Source organism: Leucobacter manosquensis, assembly GCF_018304845.1.
GTDB lineage: Bacteria > Actinomycetota > Actinomycetes > Actinomycetales > Microbacteriaceae > Leucobacter > Leucobacter alluvii.
Genome location: NZ_JAFEVO010000001.1, coordinates 2867221 through 2881869 on the forward strand (window position 1 = coordinate 2867221; position 14649 = coordinate 2881869).

Genomic DNA, 14649 nt, shown 5'->3' on the forward strand with positions numbered 1-14649 from the left:
CGCGCGGAGCCTCTCGCCGAATCACCGCATCGCATCGCCGCTCATACCGGAGTGCGCGCCCTCCTATACCGCAGTTATCCACATTCATGCCGAGTGCGGTGCCCTCCCGTCTCGCGACTCCATACGGTGGGAGTCATCTCCCGGACACTCCGGGCGATGACCATCAGCACTGACGCGAGCCGGGGGGATCGCGCGAGAGAAGGGATCCCCATGGCCAACATCAATGTGACCTACGGCGAGATGGAGCAGGCTGCTTCGCAGCTCGGCACCGGGCGCGACGAAATCACCGAGAAGCTTCGCGCACTGCAGATGCAGATCAACAATCTGGTCACCTCCGGTTTCGTCACCGACCAGGCGTCGGGCAAGTTCAACGCGGCTTACAACGACTACACGACGAGCGCGAACACGGTCGTGCAGAAGCTCTCCGAGATCCAGACCTTCCTCACGCAGACCGCGAACGCGATGCGCGAGATGGATGCCCAGATCGCCGCCAAGATCAACTGAGGCTGATCGGCGCGACTCGCAGCTCCGGTCGTGCTCCGGTGCGGCCGGGGCGCAATGGCACGCTGCGGGTCGCGCCGAGTCTCTGTGAAACGAGGGAATGACTATGCCTGACGGTCTGAAGATCTCCGACGCGGTGCTCGAAGCGGCAGCCTCACATCTCGTCGCTGCATCGCGTGTGATGATCGACGGAAACCAATCGTTGCCGGCCGGTGCTCCCGCGACGATGACGGGAGTCGGCGAAGAGATAGCGCGATTCATCACCGGACTCTCGACCGGCCGACTCGCCCTCGCTGACGCCGCGAAGACCGCGAGCACCGGGGTCGCCGGCATCATGAGCGACAGCTCTGATCTGGACGCGCGTCTGGCGAGCGCTCTCTACACCGGATTCGCCGTGAGGGGGACCGGGCGGTGACGATCCACGTTCCAGTCGACGGTGCGACGTTGCTCGAGGGGACACCGGTGTTCGGCACCGTCGAAGAAATCAATGCAAGAGGTCGATTCGTGCAGGATGTCGCCTCGGATTCGATGCAGTACGCGGCAGATGTGCAGAATGCTCGGTTCACCCTCGGGTCGGAGAAGAGCACTGCCCTGGCGACCCTCAGCACGAAGATCAACGAATTCCTGCTCCCAGGCGCCAACACGATATTCCGAGCGGCGAGCGATGCAAAGAGCGCCCTCGACGCCTACGCGTCGGAGGTGGATCGGATTCATGACAGTGCAGATCGGATACGGCAGAGCGTCGACGAGGCCCTGTCGGAGATTCGTCAGTGCACCGTCCAGATCGAGAGCATCGCTTCAGTGATTCGCGTCGAGACGCCGTATGAGTGGTCTGTCGGGGCACCAGGCGTGATGCCCCGACCCCAGCTCGGAAGCCAGGCGCGAGACCTCGACGCCAATCAGCAGGAACTCGCCGTGCAGCACCTGCATTCGATGCACGAGCACGAATGGATGCGCGCCGCATCGATCTGGCAAGCCGCACTCGTGAGCATCCAAGACGCGAAGACGACGTGGTCGAACCTCATCGAGGAGCGTCGGAGAGCTGAGGAGCGTCTGATCGGTGCCCTCGACGACACCGCGATCGGGCAGCTCATCAGCGTGAGTTCCGACAGTGCCGAGGCGCGTAGATTCACCATCGCCGTGACCATATCCGGGGAGTTGTGGGGCACGAGTGAAGATGCGCCCGAGACGAAGAAGTCGCATCCGCTGCTGACGAAACTGCTCGGCACCGAATCGGGCGAGCGCACGTGGGACCACCCGCCCGATCCTGAAACCGTCGCGGCGAATTGGGCGGCACTGGAGCCGGTCGAACGCGAGCGCCTGATCGATGAGGTGCCATGGGTCGTCGGCAATCTTCCCGGTCTCCCGTATGGGGTCCGCGATGCGGCGAACCGCAAGATGGTGGAGTTCTACCAGCAGTATCCGCAGATCATGACCCCCGAGCAGCTGCAGCTGCTGGCCGATATTCGAGACATTCTGAAGCTCGAAGCCGATCAAGCAAAGCAGTTCGGAGAGGGAAGGCCGCCCATCCAACTCGTCGCACTCGATATGACGAGTGAGGTGCCGAAGGCTGCGGTCGGGTACGGAGGCCTGGACACGGCGACGCACACGACCTGGCAGGTCGCGGGAATGAACAGCGACGCCCATCTGGCGCTGGAAGGCTGGGATGAAGCGAGCCGGCACGTCTACAGCGCGCAGAACAAGGTGTCGGGGTTCTCTGGTTCGACCGCGACGGTGGCCTGGCTCGGGTACGACACCCCGAATCTACCGCAAACGGGCGACTTCGGGGTGCTCTCCGTGGACGCGGCGAGGGCGGGCGCGCCGCGTTTCGCGGCTGAGCTCGAGGGTGCTCACGCGGCGCGAAGTGTGGGCGAGTCCGGCCTCCCGGAGGTGAACGTGCTCGCCCACTCCTACGGCACCACGCTCGCCACATTCGCGCTGACCCTGATCGGGGAGGACCATCCGGTGGACTCGCTCACCATGCTCGGCTCCGCGGGTCTCGATACCGAAACGGTTCCCTCGTACGACGTGCTACGGGTACGGGAGATCGCAACTGGACAGAAGGCGATCTTCACCACGCACGCCTCGGGCGATCATCTGGCGCCGCTCGGGGCAGGCTTCTCTGGGCGCGGGCAACCGAACCCAGATGCGCGCGACCTCTTCCAGCTGCATCTGCAGAGCCCCGTGTATGCGGGAGGTCTCGCGTTCTCCTCCGAGGGCGATCCAAACCAGAATCTGAAGAATACCGACGGGCATTCCACGATCGGCGAAGGCGATAGCCGGGACATCATAGGAATGTCCGCGTCGGAAGGCCACGGGTACCTCGACGTGCGAACCCAATCTTTGGACACCGTCGCGAAGATCACCACCGGTCACATCGACCCGGATCTGTGGCGGTCGTTCACGCGCACCGCGGGAATGTGCGTCGAGACCACGGGCATCGGCCGCACGGTGACACCGATTCGAGTGACCTGCGAGGCCGAATGACGATGAGTTGGACCAGACCGAAACAGACGATGATTGTGGCGATAGGCCTCGCTGCAGTCATGATGCTGTCGAGCTGCATGCAGGAGGTGCCGATCGTGTCGAGCGAACCCGGGAATCAGACGACGAACATGACGCTGGACGAGCAGCGGGAATGGGTGGGAGAGCAGTTCGATGCTGCGATCGCCGCGAGTGGGGTCGCGGAGGGTTGGTACGACATTTACAACAATGACGTTCTGTGGGCACGCGACAGGCCCGAAGATCGCGCTCGGACTTTGAACTCCCTGTTCCCTCGCGACTGCGGTTCAGGAGGGCGGCTGGACGAGTCATTGAAGAACCTGAGCGCAGACGATCCTTTGGCCGCGGCTGCAGCGGTGCGTTCCTTCTGGGAATCGGAGGGTTGGGCGGTATCCGATATTCGCTCATACGAGTCAGATCCGTACTTCCGCGCCGACGGTGAGGACGGCGCGCAGCTGGCCTTCCAGGCATCGAAGGAGGGCATGTCCCTGGAAGTCGCGACCGCCTGCTCGGTGAACAACACGGTAACCAATTGGCAGCTCCATAGCGAGATGGAGAACGAATCGGAGGAATGAGCGGCATGCTCGGAGCCGCTCGCTCACGAGCCCACCACGGTATGCACGAACACCAGTGGCGACATCAAACGCTGCTGCAGGAAGGACACACACCATGCACGAACCCCAGGAATCGCCGCACAAGCCCACGCCGGCCTTCATCGGCGCCTCGTGGCTCGCGCTCCTGATCGGAATGTCGACGTACTTGATCGGCCTGTTCAATGCGCGGATGGAACTCAACGAGAAGGGCTATTACTTCACCGTGCTCATGTTCGGTCTCTTCGCTGCGGTCTCACTGCAGAAGACCGTGCGCGACCGTGCTGAGAAACTGCCGGTGACGAATCTCTACTATGGAATCGCCTGGTGCGCTGTTGCGCTCGCGCTCGGTCTCCTCGCGATCGGCCTCTGGAATGCGGGCAGCATGACGCTCAGCGAGAAGGGGTTCTACGGCATCGGATTCGCCATGAGCCTGTTCGCGTCCGTAGCCGTGCAGAAGAACGTGCGCGACCTCGCTCGCTTTCGTGGCGAAACGTCAGCACCCGGCGGTGATGAGGATACGGATGCTCCCCTGTACCGCTTCCAGAACACGCCCGTGGAGTGAGCAGACGCTGTACAAACAACTCACATGAAGCTGAAGCTCACCCTCGCCGTGCCGAACCTCGGTCTTCACGACGTGACGCTCTCATGCGATGTGACGGCAACGGTCGGCGACGCGGCACGAGCGCTCCTCAGAGCCGGTGTCTCCGGAGACGGACGACTCGCTCGCGCCGCGCAGACCCGTCGCATACCGGTCACCCTGCGGGGCAGAGCCGGAGCATCCGAACCCGTGCTCCTCCTCGACCCGATGTCACCGCTCGGCGCCTCCGGGCTGCAATCGGGGTGGATCATCGAAGCCGTTCCCGAGTTCGGCAATCGCAGCGCCGAACGACGGCTCATCGACGTCGCCGCATACCTCGAAGTGCTGACCGGCGCGCACGCCGGAGCGACCTACAGTTTGATCGCCGGCACGAACGCGGTGGGCCGCGACCCCAGCTCCCGCGTGCACCTCACCGATGCGAGCGTGTCGCGACGGCACGCCCAGATCGAAATCGTCGCCGGCCGTACGACGAGCATCGTCGTGCACGATCTCGGGTCCGCCAACGGCGTGCTGCTCGGCGGACCAGAAGGAGAGGCGATCACGGAGTGCCGTGTCGATCGACCCCGCGAACTCGCCCTCGGAGACGTCACGGTGCGGATCACGCCGGGACCGCCCGTGCCCGACACCCCGAGCTTCTCGCACCGCGTCATGCACGTCCGCGCTCCGCGCGTGGCCCCGATGTTTCCAGCATCGCAGCGCGAACTCCCGGCCCCGCCGCGCCCCGCGGAACGGAATCGAATCCCGATGCTCGCGATGCTGGCGCCGATGATGATGGGTGGCGCCATGTACCTCGTGACCCAATCGCCCATGAGCCTCATGATGGTCGCGTTCTCCCCGCTCATGATGATCGGATCATGGCTCGACACCCGCGCGGGAAGCAAACGCAAGCAGAAGCGCGACCTCGCGAGGTTCGTGGAATCACTCGCCCTCGATCGCGCTGAACTCACCGACCTGAGAACACGCGAAATCGAGGTTCGCGCCTCCGAGACCCCCACGCTCGCCGAGATCGCTGATGCGGTGCAGCACCGCTCGGGCCTGCTCTGGACGCGCAGACCGGAGCACCGATCCTTCCTCGAGGTTCGTTTCGGTGACGGTGAGCTTCCCAGTCGCACCGAGATCGCACTGCCCGCGCGAGGCGAGACCGACCTCGTGCAGTGGGAGGCGCTTCAGCGCGTCGAAGCGGAGTTCGCTCACGTCGCACCGGTCCCGCTGCTCGAGCGTTTCGAGCGGTGCGGGTCGATCGGCGTGGTGGGAGAACCGATCTGGGCGGAGGGCATCGCGCGGTCTCTCATCATGCAAGTCGCCGGCCTCCACTCTCCGTCCGAACTGGTGCTCGCCTGCTTCGCATCGGCGCACCACGCGGGCGAGTGGGAATGGTTGAAATGGCTTCCGCATATCGACACCGTCACCAGTCCGATCCCCTCCTGGCAGCTGGCCGACGATTCCTCCAGTTCGGCGCGACTCATCACTGCTCTCGAAGGGCTGCTCGAATCCAGGCGGCAGGCGACGAACCGCCGCCGAACCGTGCGGTCGCATCTCGAGGAAGAGACGCGCAACGACGAGGACTCCGGCGTTGCAGTCGGCGACCTTCCGGTAGTTCCAGCAGTGGTCGTGCTCGTGCTCGACACCGGGCTCATCGATCCCTCGCGCATCATCGCACTCGCGGAAGACGGCCCGGATCACGGAATGCACCTCATCTGGGTGGCCCCCTCCACGGACCGACTCCCCGCAGCATGCCGCACCTTCGTCGAGCTCAGCACCGCCGAAGGCCGGGTCAGCTTCGTGCGAACGGGCACCTCGATCCAGCTCCAACGCCTTGCACCGATGGAATCGCTGCAAGCACTCGAACTGGCGAGGCGCCTCGCTCCGGTAGAAGATGTGAGCGCACGTGCTCTGGATGAAAGCGATCTCCCGAAGACGGTGCAGCTGAGGGACTTGCACGGCACCGACCTGCTGGGCGGGGCAGAGCCAGTGGTGCGCGCATGGCACCAGTCCGGCAGCGTGTCCCGGAACTGGAAAGCCGGGGACGAGCGCGAACCGATCTCCCTCGCCGCCGTCATCGGCCAGAGCCCAGACGGTCCCGCTGTGATCGATCTGCGCACGCACGGCCCGCACGCACTCGTCGGCGGCACGACTGGAGCCGGGAAATCGGAGTTCCTGCAATCGTGGATCATGAGCCTGGCCGCGACGATCAGCCCGGACCGGCTCACCTTCCTGCTCGTCGACTACAAAGGCGGCGCCGCGTTCGCGGAATGCGTCGATCTTCCGCACACGGTCGGGCTCGTCACCGACCTCAGCCCCCACCTGGTGCGCAGGGCACTCGCGTCGCTGAAGGCGGAACTCCATCATCGAGAGGAACTGCTCGCCGCGCATGGCGCCAAGGATCTGATCACCATGGAGCGACGTTCGGATCCTGCGGCACCGCCAGTGCTCGTCATCGTGATCGACGAGTTCGCCGCGCTCGCTGCAGACGTTCCCGAATTTGTGGACGGCGTCATCGACGTGGCCCAGCGCGGCCGTTCGCTCGGGCTGCACCTCGTGATGGCGACCCAGCGGCCCGCGGGGGTCATCACCGACAATCTGCGCGCCAATACGAATCTGCGCATCGCACTGCGCATGGCAGACGAATCGGACAGTACCGACGTGCTCGGCGTCTCCGATGCGGCCTTCTTCGCCGCCGAAACTCCGGGCCGCGGCGCATTCAAGGTCGGCCCAGGGCGTATCGCCCACTTCCAGACGGGATACCTCGGAGGGCGAGCCGCACACAGCGCCCCTGGATCTCGTGTCGAGCTTCGATCGCTGGGCTTCACGGAGGGGGAACCGTGGAACATCCCACCGGAACCCCAGCTCGTACCGCGCCGTCGCGCGAAGCCTCCGCGGGATATCGAACAGCTCCGCGACGGCATCGTGGCGGCGGCGGTGAAGACCGGGGTCGCCGCGCCGCGCCGCCCGTGGCTCGACGCGCTTCCCGTGTCACTCGGACTCCAGTCAGTTCGGCAGGAGGCGAATGATCTGCTCCAAGACATCGACGATGCGCCGATCATCGGCCTGCGGGACGAGCCAGCTTCTCAAGCTCAGCGTCCGGTCGCGATCGACTTCGAAGAGACGGGAAACGTGGCCTTCATCGGCGCGAGCGGTACCGGAAAATCTACAGCGCTCATCACGCTCGCGGCCTCGCTGAGCACCCGTGCCGACGACTTCCCGGTGCAGCTCTACGCCATCGACGCGGGCGGGGGAGCGCTCGAGGCGCTCGACGTGCTGCCCACCGTCGGTGCCGTAGCCCCACTCGCGGACTCGGAGCTCACCGCGCGCATACTGCGACACGTGCTCGGCCTGATCGGAGAGCGCGGCTCCCGCTACGCCTCAGCGCGGGCTGCCGGCCTGCGGGCCTTCCGCCGCACGCCGAACGGGGAAGATGAATCGCGGATCGTGCTTCTGGTCGATGGTGTCGCCGCCTTCCGGCAGGCGACCGAGACTCTCGGAGGGCCCACCTCCCCGATGCAGATGCTGGGCGAGATCATGTCCGCTGGACGCTCGGTCGGTGTGCATGTCGTGCTGACCAGCGACCGGCCCGCAGCCATCCCGGCCGCGATGGCGTCCGCCGTGCAGCAGCAGTTCGTGCTCCGCCTCGCGGGTACGCACGATTACCACCAGCTCGGTGTGAGCGCCGACGCGCTTGAGGGCGCGTCTGCGGGCCGCGCACTGATGGTGCGGTCGGACGACGAGATCCAGATCGCCCGCATCGGAGACGGAGACGGCTTGGGTGCGCAGGCGCACGGGCTCGAACGGCTCGCCGAACAGCTCAGAGGGCTCGGGGTGCCGGAGGCCCTGCCGATCCGCAACGCGCCGACGCACATCGCTCTCTCGGCGCTCAGCGAGGACGCCGGTGGGCGACCGGTGTACGGCATCAACACCGATGATTTCGCACCGATCGGGATGCCTGCCACTGGGCTCGGCGTCATCGCAGGGCCTCCGGGCTCAGGCCTTTCGACAGCGGCTCGCGTCTGCGTGCAGGCGCTCCGGCGGTGGGCCGGTGCTCGGGGGGAGGCTCTCGAACGGGTGCTCCTCACCTTCACCCCGGATGGACTCTGCCGGCAAGACGGGTGGGATCACATCGGACTCGGCGAAGACGGGGTCAGGGAGCGAGCCCGGGCGCTGACGATAGCGCTCGGAGGGAAGCCCGGGGCCAGAAGATCCCCGCCTGGAGGAATCGGAGCCGGAATCGTCGGCGGACCCCTCGGGGCGCCCGGCGGTCTGCCTGATCCTGCCCGCGAGGAACCCGTGCCGGTCTTCCCGCCGTCGGGAAAGCGCGGAATCGTCGTGATCGAACGGCCGGCTGATGCGGAAGGCACCGAAGCGCTCCCCGAACTCATCGCGCTCGCGAAGGCCGCCCGGCGCTCGGACGTGCTCGTGCTGTTCGAGTTCGAGCAGGGCAGTGGGAGTGCGAATTGGGATCTGTTCAGCGCACTCAAGCAGCCGAACTGGGGGCTCGCGCTTCAGCCCGACAGCACCGAAGGGCAGTCGCCGTTCCGGGAACCGCTGGGCCGCGTGAAGCGCGCCGATTTTCCGGTCGGCCGAGGTGTCGCGATCGAATCAGGGCGCGTGCAACCGGTGCACGTCGCGTTTCCAGAGGACTGACCGACGAGGAGATGTGCTCGAAAGGCGATGAGCCGAGTGGGGTATCCTGAGTGGTCCGCCTGCGCGCGGACCATATTTGAATAGACATCTCAATACCACAGGAGGCCACTCGTGAAGATCGAACTCGTCACGCTGCGTCAGATCGAGCGTGAGAAGGAAATCCCCTTCGACGAACTGATCGAGATCATCGAGCAAGCGATTCAGTCGGCATACCTGCGCCATGCGGAGAACCAGAAGCTCCCTGTTCCCCGCGAGAGCGATGTGCGCGTGACCCTCGACCGGAAGAGCGGCGAGATCTCCGTGCTCATCCCCGAACTCGACGACGAGGGCCAGGTCATCGGCGAGTCGTACGTGACCACCGATGAATTCGGCCGAGTCGCCTCGAGCGCTGCCAAGCAGGTCATCAATCAGCGTCTGCGCGACCTCACCGACGACGCAGTGCTCGGCACCTTCAAAGACAAGGAGGGCCAGATCGTCTCCGGCGTCGTGCAGCAGGGGCCGAACCCTCGCATGGTGCACATCGACCTGGGCGAACTCGAGGCGATCCTTCCTCCAGAGGAGCAGATCCCCGGTGAGAGCTACGCGCACGGCACACGTCTGCGCGTGTACGTCACCAGCGTGTCGAAGGGCACGAAGGGGCCGCAGGTCATCGTCTCCCGCACCCACCCCGGACTCGTGCGCAAGCTCTTCGAACGGGAAGTGCCCGAGCTCGCCGAGGGGCTCGTCGAGATCGTGTCGCTGGCCCGCGAAGCCGGTCACCGCACCAAGGTGGCAGTCCGCGCGAAGCAGGCAGGAATCAACGCCAAGGGCACGTGCATCGGCGAACTCGGCAGCCGCGTGCGCGCCGTGATGAGCGAGCTCGGAGAAGAGAAGATCGACATCGTCGACTACTCGCCCGCGCTGCCGGCATTCGTCGCCAACGCGCTGTCGCCGGCGAAGGTGACCGACGTGTTCATGCTGAACGAATCGCTGAAGCAGGTGCGTGCGCTCGTTCCCGATTTCCAGCTCTCGCTCGCGATCGGCAAGGAAGGTCAGAACGCCCGCCTCGCCGCGAAGCTGACGGGCGCGAAGATCGACATCCAGCCGGATTCCATCATGAACGACTGAAACGGGATGTCGATCTTCGCGCATTCCGTGGAGTGGCGAAGCCCGACATGGAATGTCCGGATCTCAGACATCCAGCCGGATTCCATCATGAACGACTGAAACGGGATGTCAATCTTCGCGCATTCCGTGGAGTGGCGGAGCCCGACATGGAATGTCCGGATCTCAGACATCCAGCCGGCGCGGATCGCTTGGGCGGAAACGGGTCAGCGTTTCCGCGCGAGCCGCGCGGCAGGGCACTGCCCCGCATCATGAACGACTGACGCACGCGATTGATCGTGAGCGTCTGAGGCTCCCAGATGCGGCTTCGCCTGAGAGCGCCGCCGCATCTGGGAGAGCAGAAAGTAGGAAGCTGGTAAGATGGTTCCGGTTCGGACCTGTGTCGCGTGTCGCAAACGCGCCCCGCGCACAGAGATGCTGCGGGTGGTGGTGCGCGAAGGTCGACTTCTGGTCGACGATCGCGCGGTGCTTCCGGGGCGAGGAGCGTGGGTGCACCCCGTGTTCCAGTGTCTGGATCGTGCGGTGACGCGAGGAATCCTCCTCCGTGCACTGCGAGTGTCGGGGAAACCCGACGTAAGTCCCTTAGAGAACAGGCTGAAAACACTCATGGACAACTAATGAGCGGCTCACAATGAAGCCCGTCGGCTAATTAATGGTTCTCGCCTGTCTGGCGTGAACCCAGACAGGAGAAAAGTGGCAAACCCACGCGTACACGAGATCGCTGCGGAGATCGGTGTCGATAGCAAGGTCGTTCTGGCCAAGCTCAAAGATATGGGCGAGTTCGTCAAGGCGTCCTCGTCAAGCATTGCGCCCCCGGTGGCGCGCAAGGTCAAGGCTGCCCTCGAGGCAGACGGTGTGACCAAGGCCCAGGGTGACGGCGATGCGGCTGCGAAGCCCGCCGCCAAGAAGGCTGCTGGCGCCCCGAAGCCGGGCCCGAAGCCCGCCCCGAAGCCGGAGCCCGAGGCTCCTGCCCCGACCGAGGCCGCCCCGGCGCAGCCGGCGGCAGAACCCGCATCCCCGGCTGCAGAAGCGCTGGCCGAGATGAAGCCGGGCGGGCAGAAGCCCGGTGCGGCGAAGTCCGCTGACGGGAAGCCGGGTGCGGCAAAGCCCGCCTCCGGTTCGAAGCCGGGTGGCCCCAAGCCGGGTGGCCCGCGTCCGGGCAACAACCCGTTCGCGTCCAGCCAGGGCATGGGCATCCCCCGTCCCCCGCGCCCGGGCAACAACCCGTTCGCCCCGAATCAGGGCATGGGTCGTCCCGGTGCCGGCGGTGCCGGGCGTCCGAACCCCGGAAACATCCCGCGCCCCGCTCCGCGCCCTCAGGGCGGCGGCGCAGGCGGCCCCGGCGGTCGTGCCGGCGGCCCCGGTCGTCCCGGCGGCGGTCGTCCCGGTGGCGGCGGTGGCGGTTTCAACCGTCCAGGCGGCGGCGGTGGCGCTCCCGGTGCAGGCGGCTTCGGCGCGCCGCGCCCGGCAGGCGGCTTCGCCGGCCGTGGCCGCGGCGGCCGCGGTGCAGGCACCGCTGGTGCGTTCGGCCGTGGCGGCTCCAAGAGCAAGGCGCGCAAGTCGAAGCGGGCGAAGCGGCAAGAGTTCGAGATGCGGGAGGCCCCGTCGCTCGGCGGTGTCAGCGTTCCCCGCGGTAACGGCAACACGCCGGTTCGTCTGCGTCGCGGTGCATCGCTCTCCGACTTCGCGGACAAGATCGACACGAATGCCTCGAACCTCATCACCGTCCTCTTCCACCTGGGAGAGATGGCAACGGCGACGGAGTCGCTCGATGAGGCCACGTTCCAGATCCTCGGTGACGAACTGGGGTACAAGATCCAGATCGTCTCTCCCGAGGACGAGGATCGCGAACTCCTCGAAGGGTTCGACATCGACATCGATGCCGAGCTCGAAGAAGAGGGCGACGACGTGCTGCAGGCTCGTCCGCCGGTCGTCACCGTCATGGGTCACGTCGATCACGGTAAGACCCGCCTGCTCGATGCGATCCGCAAGGCAGACGTCGGTGGCGGCGAGGCCGGTGGCATCACGCAGCACATCGGTGCGTACCAGGTGCACACCGAGCACGATGGCATCGAGCGCGCGCTGACCTTCATCGATACTCCGGGCCACGAGGCGTTCACCGCCATGCGTGCCCGTGGTGCGCAGGTCACCGACATCGCGATCCTCGTGGTCGCAGCTGACGACGGCATCATGCCGCAGACGATCGAGGCGTTGAACCACGCGCAGTCGGCGAACGTGCCGATCGTGGTCGCGGTCAACAAGATCGACAAGGAAGGCGCGAACCCGGAGAAGGTGCGTCAGCAGCTCACCGAGTTCGGTCTGCTCTCCGAGGAGTGGGGCGGCGACGTCATGTTCGTCGACGTGTCGGCGAAGAACAACGTCGGCATCAACGACCTGCTCGATGCGGTATTGCTCACGGCTGACGCAGGTCTGGACCTGCGTGCGAACCCGAACAAGGACGCACGCGGTGTCGCGATCGAGGCGAAGCTCGACAAGGGCCGCGGATCCGTCGCGACCGTGCTCATCCAGTCGGGTACGCTGCGCGTCGGTGACGCGATCGTCGCGGGTACGGCCTACGGTCGTGTTCGTGCGATGAGCGATGAGAACGGCGATCCCGTGCTCGAAGCCGTCCCCTCGCGTCCGGTCCAGGTGCAGGGTCTCTCGAGCGTTCCGCGCGCGGGTGACAACTTCATCGTCACCTCCGAGGATCGCACCGCCCGTCAGATCGCCGAGAAGCGCGAGGCTGCAGAGCGCAACGCGATGCTCGCCAAGGCACGCAAGCGCATCAGCCTCGAAGAGTTCACGAAGGCGCTCGAGGATGGCAAGGTCGAGTCGCTCAACCTCATCATCAAGGGTGACGTGTCGGGTGCCGTCGAGGCGCTCGAGGAATCGCTCATGAAGATCGAGGTCGACGATTCGGTCCAGCTCCGCATCCTGCACCGCGGTGTCGGTGCGATCACCGAGTCGGACGTGGATCTCGCCACGATCGACAACGCGATCGTCATCGGCTTCAACGTGCGCCCCGATGTCAAGGCTCGCGAGCGCGCAGCGCGCGAGGGCATCGACATCCGGTTCTACAACGTCATCTACAACGCGCTCGATGACATCGAGAACTCGCTCACGGGCATGCTCAAGCCGGAGTACGAAGAGGTCCGTTCGGGTGTCGCCGAGATCCGCGAGGTGTTCCGCTCCTCGAAGGTCGGCAACATCGCCGGTGTCATCGTGCGCAGCGGCACCATTACGCGCAACGCGAAGGCTCGCGTCATCCGCGAGGGCGTCGTCATCGCCGATGGCCTGGCCATCGAGTCGCTGCGTCGCTTCAAGGATGACGTCACCGAGGTGAAGACGGACTACGAGGCCGGTATCGGTCTCGGCAAGTTCAACGACATCCAGATCGGTGACGAGATCGAGACGACCGAGATGGTGGAGAAGCCGCGCGGCTAACACGCGGTGCTCGCCTGACAGGGTCGGGGAGGATCAGCTTCGGTTGATCCGCCCCGCCCCTGTTGCGTGCGCACAACATGTTCTCGGCCCATGGGAGGAGCCCGGGCCGTCATGCTCCTCCTGGGGGTGGAGCGTCGCCGTGCAGGAGATCCGCGCTCGTGCGGGCCGGTTGCTGCGATCGGGCCCGGGGGAGCGCGGATCCCCTGCTCGAGCGATGAGCTACTGCTCGAGCGCGGCTATCCTGCTGAAGCGCGGATCTCCTGCGTGAGCCCGAGTACGGGGCCGCGCGTCAGCGAGCAGGTACGACGAAGGCCCGCGCCGCCGAAGCGGGCGCGGGCCTTCGAGACGGCCGCGAGCAGTTACACGCGGTCGAAGCGCCGACCCAGCGGGCTGGGCGGCAAGACCATGAAGACGAGCACGACCAGGCCGCCGACGTAGGGGATGAAGCTCAAGAAGTAGAACGGGCCGGCGAAGTTCGCATCGTGGAAGCGGCGCCAGCTGATGGCGATGCTCGGCACGAGCAGGGCGAGCCCGATCACGATGAGGAGCCCGAGGCCGACGAAGAGGAGCGTGAGCCCCAGGCCTGCCGCTGGCGCGACGGCGGCCGAACCGTATCCGTCGCCGAAGCCGTCGTCGTACGTGGAGGAATTGTCGCTCGCGACCGCGAGCATCACGACGCCGATGATGTAGAGCGCCAGCGGAATGAGCGTGACCAGGAAGCTGAACAGTGCGACCCACCAGTACTCGCTCCGGGATGCGCGCCCGCTGAAGCCGGCGTAATTCTTGAGGAAGCGGCGGATCGCCTGGCCGAAGGTCGCCCCGTAGAGCGGGCGGCTGAGATCTTCAGGGTCGGTCGCGCCGTTGAACGGCTCGCCCGGGCCCGGCACGCCCGTCATGCCGGCTGCGTAGGCCGGAGCCGAGGCGTAGTGCGGCTGGGGCTGACTGGGGTACAGCGAGGCTGCGGGAGGGGCGTAGGGCGCCTGCGGCTGCTCGGGCTGCTGCGGGGCCTGGTACTGCGGTGCCTGGTACTGCTGCTGCTCGGGCTGCTCCGGGGCCTGGTACTGCGGTGCCTGGTACTGCGGAGGCGCGGTGTTCGGGGGTGTCGGCTGGTCGTCGGTCGGCGCGGAGCCCGGCACGGACTTGCCCGTATCGTGGCTCTCGGGCTGTTCCGGGTTCTCGGGGGTGGGCGGGTACGTCATGAAGACGCCTCCTCAACTGTTCGTCGCGTACGTCTGACTGCATCCATCGTAGGGGCATGCGTACGCATCG

10 protein-coding genes are annotated in these 14649 nt (G+C 66.0%); 9 read left to right on the forward strand and 1 reads right to left on the reverse strand.

From position 1 onward, the window contains the following. Window positions 1-156: 156 nt before the first annotated feature. From JSQ98_RS13355 to infB, 9 genes are all read left to right on the forward strand, one after another. Window positions 157-504, forward strand: coding sequence for a WXG100 family type VII secretion target (locus JSQ98_RS13355; RefSeq protein WP_249290837.1), 348 nt, complete (start codon window positions 157-159; stop codon window positions 502-504). 103 nt (window positions 505-607) lie between these two features. After that, window positions 608-916, forward strand: coding sequence for a hypothetical protein (locus JSQ98_RS13360; protein WP_211650107.1), 309 nt, complete (start codon window positions 608-610; stop codon window positions 914-916). Next, window positions 913-2988, forward strand: coding sequence for an alpha/beta hydrolase (locus JSQ98_RS15455; RefSeq protein WP_211650108.1), 2076 nt, complete (start codon window positions 913-915; stop codon window positions 2986-2988). The genes JSQ98_RS13360 and JSQ98_RS15455 overlap by 4 nt, the downstream gene beginning before the upstream one ends. Then, the gene (locus JSQ98_RS13370; RefSeq protein WP_211650109.1) at window positions 2985-3578 is read left to right on the forward strand and encodes a hypothetical protein; all 594 of its coding nucleotides are present in this window, start codon (window positions 2985-2987) and stop codon (window positions 3576-3578) included. The genes JSQ98_RS15455 and JSQ98_RS13370 overlap by 4 nt, the downstream gene beginning before the upstream one ends. 94 nt (window positions 3579-3672) lie before the next feature. After that, a complete protein-coding gene (gene yiaA / locus JSQ98_RS13375; protein ID WP_211650110.1) occupies window positions 3673-4158 on the forward strand; it encodes an inner membrane protein YiaA in 486 nt (161 codons plus the stop codon). Between the two features lie 24 nt (window positions 4159-4182). Beyond that, window positions 4183-8832, forward strand: a complete 4650-nt coding sequence (locus tag JSQ98_RS13380) for a type VII secretion EssC family protein (protein WP_211650111.1) — start codon at window positions 4183-4185, stop codon at window positions 8830-8832. Between the two features lie 111 nt (window positions 8833-8943). Further along, the gene (gene nusA / locus JSQ98_RS13385) at window positions 8944-9939 is read left to right on the forward strand and encodes a transcription termination factor NusA (RefSeq protein ID WP_090146748.1); all 996 of its coding nucleotides are present in this window, start codon (window positions 8944-8946) and stop codon (window positions 9937-9939) included. Window positions 9940-10296: 357 nt separating this feature from the next. Beyond that, window positions 10297-10554: a YlxR family protein gene (locus JSQ98_RS13390; RefSeq protein WP_090146750.1), complete on the forward strand. Its 258-nt coding sequence runs from the start codon at window positions 10297-10299 to the stop codon at window positions 10552-10554. A gap of 75 nt (window positions 10555-10629) precedes the next feature. Next, the gene (gene infB / locus JSQ98_RS13395; RefSeq protein ID WP_211650113.1) at window positions 10630-13380 is read left to right on the forward strand and encodes a translation initiation factor IF-2; all 2751 of its coding nucleotides are present in this window, start codon (window positions 10630-10632) and stop codon (window positions 13378-13380) included. 359 nt (window positions 13381-13739) lie between these two features. Here the strand turns inward: infB and JSQ98_RS13400 are convergent, their stop codons facing one another. Continuing rightward, on the reverse strand, window positions 13740-14579 hold the full coding sequence (locus JSQ98_RS13400) for a DUF805 domain-containing protein (protein WP_211650116.1): 840 nt from the start codon (window positions 14577-14579) through the stop codon (window positions 13740-13742). Window positions 14580-14649: the final 70 nt, after the last annotated feature.